The 16889-nt window shown below is 36.7% G+C and carries 14 protein-coding genes, 1 pseudogene and 1 other annotated feature; of the genes and pseudogenes, 5 read left to right on the top strand and 10 right to left on the bottom strand.

What is annotated here, in order from left to right; translation table 11 throughout:
* Positions 1 to 89: 89 nt before the first annotated feature.
* Complete coding sequence (gene tdc, locus AC4BC3_RS01690) at positions 90 to 1967, bottom strand: tyrosine decarboxylase (RefSeq protein WP_206899346.1); 1878 nt, start codon at positions 1965 to 1967, stop codon at positions 90 to 92.
* Between the two features lie 290 nt (positions 1968 to 2257).
* The gene (gene tyrS, locus AC4BC3_RS01685; RefSeq protein WP_490466799.1) at positions 2258 to 3514 is read right to left on the bottom strand and encodes a tyrosine--tRNA ligase; all 1257 of its coding nucleotides are present in this window, start codon (positions 3512 to 3514) and stop codon (positions 2258 to 2260) included.
* A gap of 107 nt (positions 3515 to 3621) precedes the next feature.
* Positions 3622 to 3826 (bottom strand) — a binding site (T-box leader).
* Between the two features lie 294 nt (positions 3827 to 4120).
* On the opposite strand from tyrS, the gene AC4BC3_RS01680 reads away from it, so the two are divergent.
* Positions 4121 to 5416 (top strand): polysaccharide deacetylase family protein, encoded by a 1296-nt coding sequence (locus AC4BC3_RS01680; RefSeq protein ID WP_490466798.1) that lies wholly within the window; start codon positions 4121 to 4123, stop codon positions 5414 to 5416.
* 52 nt (positions 5417 to 5468) lie between these two features.
* Here the strand turns inward: AC4BC3_RS01680 and nagE are convergent, their stop codons facing one another.
* Positions 5469 to 7463 carry an N-acetylglucosamine-specific PTS transporter subunit IIBC gene (nagE, locus tag AC4BC3_RS01675; RefSeq protein WP_206911094.1) on the bottom strand — a complete coding sequence of 665 codons (1995 nt, stop codon included), beginning with the start codon at positions 7461 to 7463 and terminating at the stop codon, positions 5469 to 5471.
* Between the two features lie 245 nt (positions 7464 to 7708).
* Complete coding sequence (locus AC4BC3_RS01670; RefSeq protein ID WP_206911095.1) at positions 7709 to 8305, bottom strand: TetR/AcrR family transcriptional regulator; 597 nt, start codon at positions 8303 to 8305, stop codon at positions 7709 to 7711.
* Positions 8306 to 8526: 221 nt separating this feature from the next.
* Here AC4BC3_RS01670 and AC4BC3_RS01665 point away from each other — a divergent pair, with 221 nt between their 5' ends.
* Together AC4BC3_RS01665 and AC4BC3_RS01660 are read left to right on the top strand one after the other, a co-directional pair.
* Complete coding sequence (locus tag AC4BC3_RS01665; protein WP_490466797.1) at positions 8527 to 9408, top strand: ABC transporter ATP-binding protein; 882 nt, start codon at positions 8527 to 8529, stop codon at positions 9406 to 9408.
* A 21-nt stretch (positions 9409 to 9429) separates the two neighbouring features.
* Positions 9430 to 11040: an ABC transporter permease gene (locus AC4BC3_RS01660; protein ID WP_490466796.1), complete on the top strand. Its 1611-nt coding sequence runs from the start codon at positions 9430 to 9432 to the stop codon at positions 11038 to 11040.
* Positions 11041 to 11223: 183 nt separating this feature from the next.
* On the opposite strand, the gene AC4BC3_RS01655 is transcribed toward AC4BC3_RS01660, so the two are convergent.
* From AC4BC3_RS01655 to AC4BC3_RS01630, 6 genes and pseudogenes are all read right to left on the bottom strand, one after another.
* On the bottom strand, positions 11224 to 11883 hold the full coding sequence (locus AC4BC3_RS01655) for a Crp/Fnr family transcriptional regulator (RefSeq protein ID WP_490466795.1): 660 nt from the start codon (positions 11881 to 11883) through the stop codon (positions 11224 to 11226).
* 12 nt (positions 11884 to 11895) lie between these two features.
* Entirely contained in the window at positions 11896 to 12426 is a 531-nt protein-coding gene (locus AC4BC3_RS01650) for a ferritin-like domain-containing protein (protein WP_206909311.1), read from the bottom strand.
* 1 nt (position 12427) lies between these two features.
* Positions 12428 to 12658, bottom strand: a complete 231-nt coding sequence (locus tag AC4BC3_RS01645; RefSeq protein WP_206909312.1) for a heavy-metal-associated domain-containing protein — start codon at positions 12656 to 12658, stop codon at positions 12428 to 12430.
* 27 nt (positions 12659 to 12685) lie between these two features.
* Complete coding sequence (locus AC4BC3_RS01640; protein ID WP_490466794.1) at positions 12686 to 14593, bottom strand: heavy metal translocating P-type ATPase; 1908 nt, start codon at positions 14591 to 14593, stop codon at positions 12686 to 12688.
* Positions 14594 to 14699: 106 nt separating this feature from the next.
* Positions 14700 to 14988: pseudogene (locus tag AC4BC3_RS01635) on the bottom strand (PAS domain-containing protein); the annotation flags it as partial.
* 286 nt (positions 14989 to 15274) lie between these two features.
* A complete protein-coding gene (locus AC4BC3_RS01630) occupies positions 15275 to 15931 on the bottom strand; it encodes an HI_0552 family protein (protein WP_490466793.1) in 657 nt (218 codons plus the stop codon).
* A gap of 144 nt (positions 15932 to 16075) precedes the next feature.
* Between AC4BC3_RS01630 and AC4BC3_RS01625 the strand changes: the two genes are divergently transcribed.
* Positions 16076 to 16396, top strand: a complete 321-nt coding sequence (locus AC4BC3_RS01625; protein ID WP_206909316.1) for a putative heavy metal-binding protein — start codon at positions 16076 to 16078, stop codon at positions 16394 to 16396.
* A gap of 175 nt (positions 16397 to 16571) precedes the next feature.
* A complete protein-coding gene (locus tag AC4BC3_RS01620) occupies positions 16572 to 16883 on the top strand; it encodes a hypothetical protein (protein WP_242589926.1) in 312 nt (103 codons plus the stop codon).
* Positions 16884 to 16889 lie beyond the last annotated feature (6 nt).

Here is a 16889-nt window from a genome sequence, read left to right as displayed (position 1 = left end):
AACTAAGAAATGGAGAAGCGAAGCCTGGGCAATCATTCCCAGACTTCTCCTACCTTCACGAAATAAACGGGTACTCCATCTCGATTAAATTATTTTGCTTCGCTTGCCAATAATTGGTCTGCGTAGATTTTTTCCAATTTTTCTTGAAGAGCAGCTTTAATTTTTTCAGCATATTCTTCAAAGTTTTCTGCTTTATTCATATATGGTGTCATTACACTTGCACGTAGAACTGTTACTTTTCCAGCACGGTTCCATTCATCATCTGAGAAGCCTAATTGGTTCACAAATTGTAATGGGCTGTTACCGTAATCAGGAATAGCAAAATCAGTATGTGAAGTTAAGAATTCATTTCCATAAATGCTACCTTTCACATATGAAGAGTAGTCATATACGTCATGGTTCAATTTATTCATAGAAACTAGGTCATCGTTTCCTTTTTCTTTGAATACATAATCAACCATGTTGAAGTCTGGATAAGTCAATGGATGAACTTCGATTTCTTTGTCACCAACTTTAAATGACAAGTTGTTTAGGAAATTGAAGAAACGATGTGCACCTTCGATTGATGCACCCATTAATTTTCCGTAACCAGTTACGTTCAATGGTAATACATGATGAGCAGCCCAAACACTCGCAGCAGTTGCTCCAGCTTTTGAACCTTCAAGAATGTACGCACCAAGTAAAGCAGGGATATCTGCTCCTTTTTCAAATACGTAAGTAGCAAAGTAAGAAATAACGTCTCTCATGCGGATATCTTTAATAACGATCCCACCAGCTGAATAAGGTACATATCCCATTTTGTGTGGGTCAATTGTTACAGATTCAGCTTCAGAAATTGCTTCATATGCATGATGAACTTCTTCTAAAAGATAATTTTTGTTTTCAGTAAAGACATGATGTTTCGCATGAACATCTTTTAATTCTTCAAAAGGAATAAAGTTGTTGTCTTCGTCTAAGAAAATTGCGCGGCCATAACCACCATAAGCAGCATCTACGTGCAAGTAGAAGTAAATTCCTTCTTTTTCTAGAACACGACGTAAAGCAACAATTTTATCGATGCTATCGATTGCGCCTTCTTCAGTTGAACCAACAACTCCGACTACACCCAAGATAGGTGTTTTTTCAGCAGCTAGTTCACGAACGATTTTTTCTAATTCGTTGATATCCATACGATAGTTATGATCAACTGGTACTGGAATAACTTGATCTAAACCAACACCAATGATATCGGCTGCTTTTAGCCATGAGTAGTGTTTTGTTTGTGGTACTAACCATTTACCTAATTTTGTTAAATGTTTACCACTACGTGCTGAATGAGCTTTGATATCATCAATTTTTTCTGGGACACTATCTAACAGATTCATGATTTCTTCTGTTGACATGTTCATCAATTCCCAATCACTCTTACCAGCAACTAATTCAGGTGTTACTTCTTGCATTGCAAGAGGTAAAGATTTGATATTACGAGCATACCAAAGACCTTCTAAGTTTGCTAAAGAACCGTCGGCAACAATGTGTCCCCAGCCATCTTCATAGCTCATTAATTTTGCAAATTCATGTCCTACTTCTTCTTCCATTTGACTTGTTGCTGGAGAAGATTCGTAGGCAACGTTATTACCATTCCATAACATTGCGAAATTGTACGCTAGTAAAGATGGCATTAATGTTTCAGAGTTCATGTGTCCCCAATAACGTCCGGCATTGTGCCAAGGAACAGAATGAGTACGCATACGTGCTGAAATTTCTGATAAAACGTCTTTCGTTTTATTTACAGTGTGCTCGAAACTAGCACTACTTTTTTCTTCCGGCGTAATAATAGGCATGTCTTGAGGCATGTAGTTTTGACGCCATCCCAAATGTTCATCAACTAACTCATTTAACAAAGCTTTATAGATTTGGCCGTTCTCCGCTTTGTCACCAATGAATAGTGCATTCAGGTTTAGATCATTTGACAATGATTCACTCATGTGAAACCCTCCTAAAAAAATATTTAAATTTTGTCGAGCCCTACATTACACCTGTTCTTTAATTCTGTAAACTAAAAATAAGACGATTTTATAATCGTTTTCTAATAATATGTAATTGAGTGAATTGTATATGATTTTAAAAAAATTAAAAAAAAGGAGGGAATTTACAAAAGTAAATTCCCTCTTAAAGATTGTATTAACGACAACCGTCGTTCCCTTTTAGGATGGGTTTCAAAAGTTTGAATCTTGTAATAGAGCTTCCCTTTTTCAAGGCAAAAAATTACTAAATTCTAATCAACTACTTTGGCCAAAAAGTAATTTTTCTTACCTTTTCGAATAACCACAAACTTACCATCGAATTCATCAGATGGATTTACGACAAAATTTAAATCGGTAACACGGTCACCGTTAATACTAATAGCTCCGTTTGAAACATCTTCTCGTGCTTGACGTTTTGATGGTTCAATTTTTGTTGAAACAAGTAGTTCCACGATATTTTCAGGTGTACTTGAAATGTCAACGTTTGGCATTTTACCAAAGCCTTGCGCGATTTCTTCAGCGTTTAGTTCTTTAATATTTCCTGAGAACAAAGCTGCTGTTATTTTTTGCGCTTCTTTCAAGTCTTCTTTACTATGAACAAAAGCAGTTACTTCTTCTGCTAAACGTTTTTGTGCTTCACGTTTTTCAGGTTCAGTTTCAACTTTTTTAGCTAAGTCATTGATTTCTTCTTCTGTTAAGAATGTGAAGAATTTCAAGTATTTTACAACATCACGATCATCTTGGTTCAACCAGAATTGGTAGAATTCGAATGGTGATGTTTTCTTAGGATCTAGCCAGATTGCGCCACCAGCTGTTTTCCCGAATTTTGTTCCATCTGCTTTTAGCATTAATGGAATCGTTAGTCCAAAGGCTTCTGCCTCAGGACCTTCTAGTTTACGGATCAAATCTAAACCAGCAGTAATATTTCCCCATTGGTCAGCGCCGCCGATTTGTAATTGCACATCAAATGTTTTGTGCAAGTGCAAGAAATCAATTGATTGAAGGATTTGGTAAGTGAATTCAGTAAATGAAATTCCTACTTCTAAACGACTTGCAACGATATCTTTTGCCAACATCGTATTAATGTTGAAGTTTTTACCGTAATCTCTCAAAAATTCTAGTAAAGAAATTTTTGATAACCAGTCGTAGTTGTTTACAAATGTGATATTTGCATCTGCGCCAAATAATTTACCCATTTGTGCTGAAAGTGCATCCACATTATGTTGTACTTGTTCCATTGTTTGTAAAACACGCTCTGTTTGTCGTCCACTTGGATCACCAATTGTTCCTGTTCCACCACCAATAAGAATATATGGATGATGGCCTGCCAATTGAAATCTTTTCATCATCATAAAGGGAATCAAATGTCCGATATGCATAGAATCGCCTGTCGGATCAACGCCACAATAAAGTGAAATACTCTTCTCTTCAACGAGTTCGCGAAGTCTTTCTTCGTTTGTTTGTTGATTAATGGCATCACGCCAAGTTAATTCATCAATAATATTCATTATATTGACCTCCGTATAGTTTTTATGAAAGCAGGAACCTGCTAGCATTCGTAAAATTAGTAAAACTTTTTTGAGTGAACAAAAAAAGTCCCTTGACTAATAACTAGTCAAGGGACGAAAATTCGCGGTACCACCCAAATTATATGCTCTTTAAGAACATATCTCTCAAACATCTAACGCTGTCGCGTGACAAAAAATTGTCAAAGACTCCTGAAATGTAATTCGTTTTAAGGCATGTGCTAGTTCGCAGCAACCACTAGCTTTCTGAAACATCGACCTTAATCACTACTTCGTTTCGTTCTTCGTCTTGTTATCTATTAACATGTGTCTATCATAGAGCCCGTTTTTTTCTTTGTCAACACAAAACAAATATTTTTTTATTAAATAACTAAAAAACAAAAAAATAAAGTGTTCAAGCCCACATTTGATTAGTTTTATAGACAATTTTATAACATATTATTTTTTCTCTTAGAGTTGATGAAAAAAATAGCTGATTTTCTCATAAATCAGCGTATCACTTTTACTTCTTTCCTGTCTTCGTTACAATAAAAGAAACAAAGTTATTCTATTATTTGAGTAAAAGTGTAAAGGTAGGGGTATAAGTTAATGGAACCAAAACAAAGAAAAATTCTTGGCGTCACTGCTGGTATAACAGTACTAATTTCAATCTTCAGCTTATTTTTGATTATTCATGCAACTTCTAATGAAAAGTCAGTTTCTTCAACGACGGCTGAACAGTCAACCGAAAGCCAACCAACAACTGCCAATTCCGATGATAAAAAACTGAGTAAAGCACAACAATTAGTCAAAAGTTATCATTATGACGAAGCGATCAAGCAATTAGCTGACGCGCATTCCACTGAAGCGAAGGAGCTCCTTCAAACCATCAAAAAAGAAAAAGAACAATTAGTCAAATGGGATGATCCAACAAAAATCTCTCATTTGTTTTTCCATAGCTTGATTGTTGATCCAGCTAAAGCATTCCAATCACAACAAGCACAAGGCTACAAAGAATACATGGTGACAATCCCTGAATTCAACAAAACAATCGAACAGCTTTATAAAAATAATTATGTTTTAGTCAACTTACCAGACTTAGTTACGATTGATGATCAAGGAAATGTTTCCTTTGTAGGCGTTTCTTTGCCTAAAGATAAAAAACCACTCGTCCTTTCAGAAGATGATGTCAGTTACTATGAATACATGAAAGATTCAGGCTTTCCTGACAAATTGGTCATTGATAAGGACAAAGTGAAGAATGTGTATGTTAATAACAAAAAAGAACAAATCGGTGATTTTGATATGGTTCCCTTGATTGATACATTTGTCGAAGAACATCCTGATTTTTCTTATCAAGGAGCGAAGGGCACGCTGGCATTAACTGGCTACAATGGCGTGCTTGGTTATCGAACTTCCAAATCCGAATACGGGGATAATGAGAAAACGAACACAGAAATCAAAAAAGCGACAAAAGTTGCTGAACAATTGAAAAAAGATGGCTGGACCTTCGCTTCTCACACTTGGGGTCATCTGAATATGACAAATGCTTCTCTAGAAGATGTAAAACGTGACAATGAACTTTGGCAAACAGAAGTCGCTCCAATCTTAGGAAAAACAACGATGTTGATTTATCCTTTTGGTGCAGACATCAGTGATTGGCACGACTATACAGCTGAAAACCAAAAATTTGATTACTTAAAATCGCAAGGCTTTTCAATTTTCTGTAACGTAGATGCGTCTACGCCTTCTTGGGGGCAATTGGGTGCAAACTATTACCGTCAAGCACGGATCAACATTGATGGTATTCGCTTTGAATCTGAACTTTCAGGTCAAAATAAAGTCTTAGAGCAGTTCATCAATGTGCCTTCCGTTGTGGATAAACAAGCTCGCGGATTAAGCTAAATATAAAATTAGTCAAAAAAGAAGCTGGGATTAACATCCCAGCTTCTTTTTTTTATTTTGCTTCCACTTTTCCGATAATTTCATTGCCATGAACAGAAGTTACAGTATCTATTGCTATTGTTTTAATTGCCTCTTTATTGGTGAAAACAACAATCATATCAGTTTTTTTCTCATTCACTGCTAACATGGCCAGATCCACTTCTGCGATTAGTTGCCCACGCGCAATGCGTTGCCCTTCTTCGACATAGATCGTAAATGGTTCTCCTTTTAAGTCAACCGTGTTGATTCCCATATGAAGCAATACTTCAACACCACTATCCGTCTTGATACCAACAGCATGTTTTGTTGGAAAAATACTTGCGATTGTTCCAGAAACCGGTGCGAAAATTTCTCCTGAGGTCGGGATAACCGCAAAGCCATCTCCCATCATTTTTTCCGAGAAAACTGTATCTGCAACTTCACTAATTGGAATCAATTTTCCATTTGCTACAGCATAAAGTTCAGTTGTTTTTGTAACTTCCTTAACAACTGGTGTTTTCATCTCAGTGGGTTGGCTCGATTCGTTTGCCGACTTGAAACTCCCTGGTTGTCCATGTAATTTACTCATTTCATCAGCAACAAATTGTACTTCAGTCCCAACAATAACTTGAATATTTGTATCATCAATTACGTTAACTCCTGGGACACCAGTTGCTTTGATTTTTTCTTGATTCACTTGGCTAGTATCTTTTACTTGTAAACGCAAACGAGTTGTACAATTATCGATTACTTGAACGTTTTCGATGCCGCCAAGCGCTAGATAAATTTCAGTTGCTAAGTGCGAAAACTTATCTTCTCCCGTGGCAACTTCTGGCGTTTCTTCTCCAGTACCGGCTTCTCTTCCCGGAGTCATCAAGTTGAACTTTTGAATAGCAAATCGAAAACCAAAATAATAAATAACTGCAAACACAGCTCCCTGTACAAGCAACATCAAAGGTTGATTTGCTACTGGATTTTTCAATGACAAGAAGTAATCAACAAATCCTGCACTAAACGCAAAACCAGCTGTCCAATGGAAAAAGGCACTAACTGCTAATGAGATACCCGTAAAAATAGCATGTAAAACATACAACGGCCAAGCAACAAACATAAATGAAAATTCTAATGGTTCTGTTACACCAGTAAAAAATGAAGCAAAGCCTGCTGCAAGCATTAGCGAAGCAGTTTGCTTTTTCTTTTCAGGACGAGCGCTTTGATAAATAGCAAACGCTCCAGCAGGTAAACCAAACATCATCACAGGGAAAAATCCTGCTTGATACATCCCAGTTTGTCCAATAATTGCTTTGCCAGTATCCAACGCTTGTTGACCAGCTAAGAAGTTTCCAATGTCATTAATTCCAGCTACGTCAAACCAAAAAACTGAATTCAACGCATGATGTAAACCCGTTGGAATCAATAAACGATTAAACAAACCGTATAAGCCAGCGCCAATAAATCCTAATCCAGAAATTCCTTTCCCAAGTGCAACTAACACATCATATACGCTCGGCCAAATGAATAATAGAATAGCCGAAATTAGAAGCATTCCTAATGCCGACATAATTGGAACCAGCCGCTTCCCACTAAAAAATGATAAAGCCATGGGTAATTTGACTTGACTAAAACGATTGTACATTTCAGCAGCTACTAAGCCAGCCACGATTCCCACAAAAACATTATTATCCATGCTATTGAACGCCGGATTGACGTCAGCAAGATTGGTTATGCCAAATAACCCTTGAACAGACAGTGGCGCTAAAACAGTTTGCGGAACTAAATAAGCGACTAAACCAGCTAAAGCGGCTGATCCATCCTTATCTTTAGACATTCCCAACGCTAAACCAACAGCAAATAGTAATGCCAAGTGATTTAAAATGGCTAACCCAGCATTCATCAAAAAAGTTGTTCCTGCATTACTGATACCCATCCCTACGAGCCAATTCGCAATCCCTACTAAAAGTGATGCCGCTGGTAAAACTGCGACAGGTAGCATTAATGAGCGACCCATCTTTTGCATGTATGCTTTCATTCTCTTCCTCCAAAAAACAAGACCATTTATTTACCTGATCTAGTCTAAATTATTATTGATTTCCGCTCATAGAAAATTTTCATGAAAAAACCAACAAAAGAAAGTATACCATTTCAAATAAAAAAAAGCATGAAAATTTGATTGAACAAGAAAAATCATTTCTTATCTACCAATTTCCATACTTAAGAGTAAATTTTTATTCTACTGTAGTAATAAGCATACACCAAAATCAATCTATACCAATTTTAATTACTAGGAGAGATTCCCTTTAATAATAACTCCGTACACTCCGCTGTGTAAGGTAATAATTTACTGTAAATAGCAGGCTTAGAAATCCCTTCGATCATCGCTTGGAAGTACAGCAACAAAAATTCATCTGAATATTTTAAGTCCACTTTTCCTTCTTTTCTGCCACGATGAAAAAGATCCAACATCATGTCTAAACTCTCTTTCGTATATTCGTCCATCATTTCTGAAAATCGTTGGTTACTTTTTTTCGTATAATAAGCCATCAAATCAAGATAAAATTGTTGATCCACTTGTTTTAAATAATTGATTTTATTTTCACTCATCTTGATTAACGTTTCTTCAAACGAAAGATTTTGTTCCATAATTCGCTTTGCTGAATCTTTCAACTCGTCCATAAATTCAAAGAACACTTGGTAAATCAACGCTTCTTTGTTCCCAAAATACTTAAAAACTGTCGCTTTACTGACAGATGCCCTAGCGATTACTTCATCGATCGTTAAAGCTGCCAAACCATTTTCAGAGTTGATTATATCGAATGTTGCTTCAACAATTTGTTTCTTTTTTTCTTCTGTTCTTTTTTCAAAACCATTCATTCTACTAGCCTCTTTTTTAAACTTTGCTACCTTAAATAGTTCATTTCTATAAGCAAAGGTATTATACACCCAAAAAATTAAACCAACAACAGCATTTCAGTTTTATTTGTACAATGATTTTCATTGACAGTAAAAAACAAAAGGAATATTATCAGTGACAAGATTCATTGCAGCGAACCAAACATTGACCTGCAGTAGAAGATGGAAGGAGTGAGTTGGGAATGTCCGAAGTTGTTAAGGTACAGCATCTACAAAAAAAGTTTGGAAAATTTGATGCACTAACAGATGTGTCTTTTTCTGTGAACGCTGGTGAAGTTGTTGGTTTTATTGGTCCAAATGGGGCAGGAAAATCGACCACTATCAAAACATTGTTAGGAATCATTCGGAAAGATGGTGGACAAGCTGAAATTTTTGGTAAAGATGTGTTTAAAGAAAGTCTTGCCATCCATGAACGTCTTTCGTATGTTCCAGGAGATGTTGCTTTGTGGGGGAATTTGACTGGTGGCGAAATTATTGATTTATTTATGAAATTACATGGAAACGGCAACAAAGAAAAACGTGATGAATTGATTACGCGTTTTGAATTAGATCCTAAGAAGAAAGCCAAAAACTATTCAAAAGGGAATCGGCAAAAAGTTGGATTGATTGCGGCATTGTCAGTAGAATCTGATTTGTATCTATTTGACGAACCAACTTCAGGTCTGGATCCGTTAATGGAAGCAATATTTCAAGAAGAAGTCGAAAAAATCAAACAGGCTGGGAAAGCAATTTTGCTTTCTTCACATATTCTCAGTGAAGTGGAACGTTTGGCAGATAAGATTGTTATTATCCGGAAAGGAAAGGTTGTCGAAGAGGGTTCATTAGCCGAATTAAGACACTTGACTCGCTCGACGATCACTATTGAAACACAAGGTGATGTCGCAGCCCTCGCAAGTTTGTCTGGCGTTTACGACTTTGTTCAAAAAGAAAATCAAGCACATTTTTCTGCGGATACCGAACAACTCAATGAAATTTTACTTGCCGCTACAAAACTAGGAGTAAAAAAATTTGAGTCTATTCCACCAACACTCGAAGACTTATTTATGCGTCATTATGAAAATTAAGTCACTGGGAGGTTTTTTATTATGAATAAACGATTTTCACGTTGGTCTGTTCTTTTTTTACAATATCTCAGGCGTGACTGGAAAAAAATAAGTTTTTGGGTCATTGGATTAGGCTTATTTTCTGGTGCCTATGTTCCAGCCTTTGAAGAAATTGCAAAGGGAAATGGCTTAGCTGGAATGTACGAAACGATGCAAAATCCAGCGATGGTTTCCATGGTCGGTCCTTCACCTGTCCATTCAGCAGCTGATTACACACTAGGTGCGATGTATGCGAACGAAATGTTACTTTTCTGCGGGTTATTTGCAGTTGTGTTGTCTATCTTACATGTAGTCAGTCATACAAGAAAAGAAGAAGATCTTGGCTTAGCAGAATTGATTCGCTCCTTCAGAGTTGGCCGCCAAGCCAATTCATTTGCTGTTTTAACTGAAACGCTATTAATCAATTTGTTACTAGCAGGATTGACCAGCGGAATGATGATTGCTTTTCAAGCTTCTTCTATAACAGTAGAGGGCTCTTTGCTATTTGGCTTTTCAGTTGGAGCTGCTGGTTTTTTAGGTGGCGGAATTGCTTTATTTTTCGCTCAGGTAATGCCGGTTTCATCAAGTGCAACTGGCGCATCACTTTCACTAGTAGGAGTGATGTACTTACTAAGAGCATGGAGTGATGTCAGCAACAACAACTTGTCCATGCTGAATCCCTTGAGCTGGACTTATTTAACGTTTCCTTTTACTAAAAATAACTGGAAACCACTTCTTTATCTGTTCTTATTTAGTATTGTAGTTTGTATTTGTGCCAATTTATTAGAAGAGCATCGTGATTTGAATTCTGGTTATTTTCCAGAAAGCGAAGGAAATGCAACAGCAAAACAGTCGTTATTGTCTGTTCCATGGTTATTTTTACGGCTAAATCGTGGAGTAATCATTAGTTGGTTCGTAGCCATTGTTATCATGGGGGCTGCTTATGGTTCGATTTACGGAGATATGCAAGATTTTTTAGAAAGTAATGAGTTAATGAAACACATGTTTATGCAATCAGGTTCTTCTATAGAAGAGTCATTTACTAGTACGATTATCATGGTACTGATTTGTCTTTCCGCTATTTTACCTATTGCGATAACGAATAAATTATTCTCAGAAGAAGCTCGTGGCCATCTGGATCAATTGTTTTCAACTAAGACTTCTCGTAGTACGTTTTATTGGACTACAATTAGTCTAGCTGTACTTGTTGGCGGAGTAGCAACTCTATTGAGCGCAGGCGCCCTCGGTATGACAGCATTGTCTGTCATGGCTGCTAAAACATCTATGACATTGTCTATTTTTTTTGCAGCAGGCTTTAATCTTTTCCCAACAATTTTATTTTTCATTGGGTTAACTGGATTATTCTTAGGTTGGGTACCCAAGCTTGGTAAAATTAGTTACATCTATTTAGGTTATTCATTTATGTTGAATTACTTCGGTGGTATTTTGAATTTACCTGATTGGTTTGCCAAAACAGCTATCCAAAGTTGGCTTCCAAAGTTACCAACGGAAACATTTGATTTTCCCACGTTTAGCACGATAATGTTCATTAGTATAGGCATGATTTTCTTAGGTTTTCTTGGTTATCGTCAAAGAGATTTGATTATCGGTTAAAAAAAGGAGGTATGACAAAAATCTTGTCATACCTCCTTTTTACGATTAAATGGTATTCAAGAAGCGCCTTCTCATTCTAGCTTACATTTATTTCAAAATATAAAATACTATTTTGAAATAAATGTAAGCTATCTTTTCGGCGCTGATTGCTTTGCGCCACAACCTCTTTTTTCAGCACCTATCTTATAGATCTTCTAATCCCTCTATATCCATCAATTCAACGTTTCGTCCCTTTCGTTGAATGAGTTGTTGTTTCTCCAATAACTTGAATTTCCTAGATAACGTTTCAGGCGTAGTTCCCAAAAAGGCAGCCAATTCTTTCATTTTCATTGGTAGTGTCAATTGCGGATTTTCTTCTACCTGAAACAGATCAAGCAAATACGTAGCTAAACGTTCTTCCACTTTTTCCATCATTAAAAATTGTGTTTGTTGCTCAATCTTCGCCATTTTGACTGCATTAATTTCTAACAATTTCAAACTTAATGCTGGATAATGAAGTAATAGATTTGAAAAATCTCGTTGTCTTAACAAGCAAATTTCTGTGGGCTCCAATGCTTCAGCAAATAAGGAATCATTGGGAACACCAAACAATTGGCTCTCTCCCTCATAACTTCCTGGCAAAGCAACACGCAATAACTGCTCCTTGCCACTAGAAGAAAGCTGATACACTTTCAACTTTCCATGAGCAACAATCACTAATTGAGCATCATCAGCTGGCGAAAAGATTTGTTCACCTTTCTTAAACTTTCGATGGCTCACTAATTCATGGATTTTTTGCTGTTCTGCTTCTGCCAGATGATTGAACAATGGCACGACTGAGACACACAAATGTTGATGATCCACGTAACCCCCTCCTTATTCTTCCTCCATTAATCCTTCTTGAATATCTTTTCCTAAATAACTTTGCCAAGTATACAATTGGTGATTAAGCCAAGCATATAATTCTTTGAGATATTTTGCTAATCCATATTTACCTTCTTTTTCCGCCAAAACAATTCCACGAGTAACAAATAAATTTTGAGTAGCAAAATCAGTGACCATCTCAGTCAACATTTTTTCAGGAGAATCATATTTCAACTGCCCACTCTCCTTAATCATGGCATAATCGACAAATTCAGCAGTCGTTGTTGGAATGAGTTCTCCTTCATCTAATACCAACTGACTTAATTCGTCAAACAACTCATCTTCTTTGAAAATGATTGTCGGTAACTTGGTTTCTAAATAACCACGTTGATTTCCTTTAAGGTATGCTCTTGTTTGTTTAAGTTTTATACGATGAATAACTAAGTTAGATAAAATATGACTAATCATCGCTGCAGCGGTAGGCGTATGATGATCTTGTTCACTTTGGATTTTTTCTTGTTCATATTTTTGGATTGAGTTCATCTTATGCTAACTCCTTTACTTTCATTCCTTCGACGTTATAACCTAATGCTTCGATCTTTTTGCTTAGGTCTTCTGGTTGAATATCCTTTTCATTTATTTCAACTTTTACTTTGCTGGCATTAAACAAAACTGTTACTTTTTCAACACCGGTTTGTTGACTAAGTCCTTGTTCGATTTTTTGCATGCAAGACGGACAAGTTAATGTCCCTAATTGGATAATTACTTTTTTCATGATAGATTCCTCCCTTTCACTACACTTTTAGTTTAATTCCTCTGTTTCTTTAAATAATTGATTTCTATCAAGTTTTTTCTTTTTTTGACGATAAGATAATAAACGCATTCCATTGAAAACAACTAGTAAAATACTTAACTCATGAAATAACATCCCGCTTGCCATATAGACATAGCCAAAAATCAGTCCAATCAGTAAAAGTAAAACTGTGCCTAACGCAATTCCAATATTTTCTTTCATATTCAAAACTGATTTTTTGGTTAAATCATACGCATAAATCAATTTTTTAAAATCAGATTGCATCAAAACGATATCAGACGTTTCCACCGCAACATCTGTCCCATTTCCCATTGCAATTCCAATGTCTGCAATTGCCAAAGAAGGACTGTCATTGATTCCATCGCCAACAAAAGCAACGACTTGACCCTTTTCTTGTAATTTTTTGATGTAGGTTGCTTTGTCTTCTGGTAATAAATTTCCATGTATTTCCGAGAGACCAATTTCTTTCCCTACACTTTCAGCAGTCAGTTGATTATCACCAGATAACATCACTAGTCGTTTGATTCCTTTTTCTTGCAGACTCTGTAAAGTTTCTTTGACTCCCTCACGAAGTTGATCTTTGATTCCAATCAGTAAGACGACTTTATTTTCTGTTGCTACAAATACTAAAGAATCCCCTTCTTCTTGTAGTCGTTGCTCATCCGATTCAGCTTCTGTCAAAGAGATGTCTTGATCGCTTAACAATTGGCGATTACCTATAAATAGCTTTTCTCCTGCTATTGTTGCAATAATTCCTTTTCCTTTGATCACAGTGGTATCTGTTACTTGGTATTGTTCAATATTTTCTACTTGTTTTTCCACATACTTTACAATTGCCTGCCCCAAGGGATGATCCGACTCTTGTTCGATTCTAGCTACGAGTGGTAGAATATTTGTCGCTGATCGACCATAAGACTTGATACTTGAAACACTTGGTTTTCCATTAGTTAACGTTCCTGTTTTATCGAAAACCATGGTATCTACTCGATTAAATGCCTGCATTACTTCGCTACCTTTGACCAGCACACCGTTTTTTGCACCGTTACCAATCCCAGCAACATTGGACACTGGAACACCAATGATTAACGCTCCTGGGCATCCTAAAACTAAAATTGTGATTGCTAAACGAATATCCTTAGAAAACACCCCAATTAAAAGTGCAAGAATGAACACAAATGGTGTGTAATAAGTCGCAAACCGATCAATAAAGCGTTCAGTTGTCGATTTAGCGTCTTGCGCTTCTTCAACTAATTCAATGATTTTCCCAAAGGTTGTTTCTTCACCGACTCGCGTTGCCTGTACTTTCAATGTCCCATTTTCTAAAATCGTTCCAGCAAATACTTGATCCTTGGCTTTTTTCACTACTCGCTTTGCTTCACCGGTAACGCTCGATTCGTCAATTGAACCTTCGCCTTCTATGACTACGCCATCTACTGGAATTTGGGCACCAGTTTTAACTAATAACAAGTCATCTTCCTCGACCTCATCAATCGGGATCTTTTTCAACGCGTCTCCAAAGAATTTCCAAGCTGTCGTTGGGGCTAATTGAACAAGACTTTGTATAGCCGATCGCGTTCTCTCTAATGTTTTTTGTTCAAGAAAATGACCGAATAAAAATAAGAAAGCAACAATTGCAGCCTCGTTGTACTCACCAATCGCAAACGCACCAAAAATCGCAATCGTCACTAACAGGTCAATACTGATAACTTTCACTTTAAGTGCTTGATATGCTTGAAGCCCAATTGGCAGAAGCCCAAAAACAGCAGAAATCGCCATACTTAAACGATACGCTTCTTGATACAAAAAAAACTTAGCAGCAAGCGCTAAAATAATAAAGCTACCACTCACTATCATCAATTGCTTCTTATGACTTAAAATCATTTTTTGACTTTTCATCCTAATTCCTCCTTTACTTTCCAATAACAGAATAATCAAAAAAGAGACAGGAAACATTGATAGCTATCAAGAAAGCAGAAAAGGCTGCAATGAGCATTTTCACTCATTACAACCCTATGTCATTGATGTTTAAGTCTAATAATCTAAGTGATTGAACTTCTGTCACATCTTGAGTAACTTCTAAACCACCGAGATAGTTATTTACTTCATTTTTTAACACAAAGTAGCGAATATAGATTTTTTTCGCGCATGCCAATCTAAAATTCGACTTCGGAACAGATACCTGAACGAAAATCATCTAAGATTTGCTGAACAATATGCAAGCTCTTTGGCGGATGACAATTTACCACTTCTCGTCCAATCACGGATGTCGTTCGCGAACCTGTTCTTTTCCTTCAGAGAAAAGCGTACGCGAGCGTCTCAGTCACTGGCTTTGAGTTGTCTTGTTTTTCTAGAAATACTGGTACATTATCCTTCTCATTCAACAAACTTTCTGCAAATTACGTCTGTGGTTTCTTTTGTTTGTTGGATCGCTAGTTGACGAGCTAGTTCTCGCACTCACTTCCTTTTCCTAACACTTTTTGATTTGGTTTCAAAAGAAGTAGTTCTGGGATAAAGGCAAAATCGATAAGCTATCTGCTGCGATTTTTCCCAAGCTTTGCTAGAAAAGTAGAAACAAGTTTATTTTTTTAATGCAAAATACAGAGGAGCTAACTCGTTTAATGCTTTGGCTGTTTCCGCTACAAGATCTTCTACTGGACCATCTGTTTCAAAAAACAAGCGACCAATTTGAAACGAACGATCCCCCATTGCTTTTCTCAATGTTTCTTGACCTTTCGTATCCGCTAAATAAGTAGCCAAAGGTAAGTGATCAATCAACTCGTGTTCTACTTGAGGCCAAATGTAATACCTTTCGATCGCAACTTGCTTGCTCCATTCTGATAATGTAGCTAACAATTCATTGTATTCTTCTACCCCACCACTTCGCTCGTCACTTTTGTAATGTTGAAACATCAAATAAACTTGAAATTGTTTTTTATTTAATAACACAGCCAAACACGCATTTTCTTGCTGACGATCTTCACTGCGGTAAGCACTCCAAAAATGACTTCGTAAATTCCAACCATTCGTCCAACTCTCAACTTTTGGTTTTTTCATTCCATACTCTGCCGGCAATTCTTTTGCAACTTCCAACTGTAACGTTTTCCATTTTTGCCACTGTTTCTTATACTTCGCTTTGATTTCTTCGATTTCTTGTGCTGAATACTGTTCTTTTAACTGTTTGAATGTGTATATTTCTCGATCAAATAATTGAAAATCGGTTTGATTCAATTTCATGTGCGCACCTCTTTCTATCACCAGTTTCATTGTAAACAGCGCGAGTCAAAGTTGCAATTTTTACTTAGTTTATCCTCACCTTAGTTGAAAAAGAGCGCTTTATTAAAAAATTTGTTATACTTTTGCTATGAAAGGAGTGATCATATGATTACAACAACTACAAATAGTGTTGAAGGAACAACGGTCGAGGCCTATAAAGGGATCGTTTTTGGTGAAGTGATTACTGGTATCAATGTTTTTAAAGATATCGGTGCAGGATTACGGAACGTATTTGGTGGACGCTCAAAGAGTTACGAAGATGAACTATTACAAGCTCGAGAAGAAGCTCTAGCTGAAATGGCACGTCGTGCAGAATCCCTTGGTGCTAACGCCATCATTGGTGTAAAAATGGACTATGAGGTTCTTGGTAGTGACAATGGTATGTTAATGGTTACTTGTAGCGGAACCGCTGTAATCACACGATAAACAGCTTTTCCACAGATTAGCAAAAAACAAAAGCATAGCTCCTCAAATAGATTACTATTTTTGAGAAAGCTATGCTTTTATTCCGTTTCTAAAAATGAATGAATGCGCTATAAAAAAACATCCATGATGATTTTAAAGCCAAGTTTTTTTACTAATGCACATGGTATACCAACAAATGACAGTAGAGTTTATGATGGTGGTTATCCAATTAAAAGTGAGGGGATGCGTATGTGCGTACTTCCAACATTCAGAGAGAAGAGAAGCCTTTTCGCCTGTTGGATCAGCTTTGGAGCGAATGATTGTTTTCGGCTCGTTAATCGCAACGATTATTTTTGGCATCCTAGCAGTAGTCAACCAAGACAAAAAAAATAACCGTCTACTTCCTCTAACTAGGACGATTATTTTTTCGTTAAATAAATCTGGTCACCGTCTTAAACGGTGCTGTTGGGGAGTTACTGATGCAACTCCTTTTTCTAAATTACTTTAGCCTATT

Source organism: Enterococcus sp. AAFC-DPL-6103 (assembly GCF_058216595.1).
Note: the sequence above shows the minus strand (reverse complement) of the source record. Positions and strands in the feature narration are given on the sequence as shown.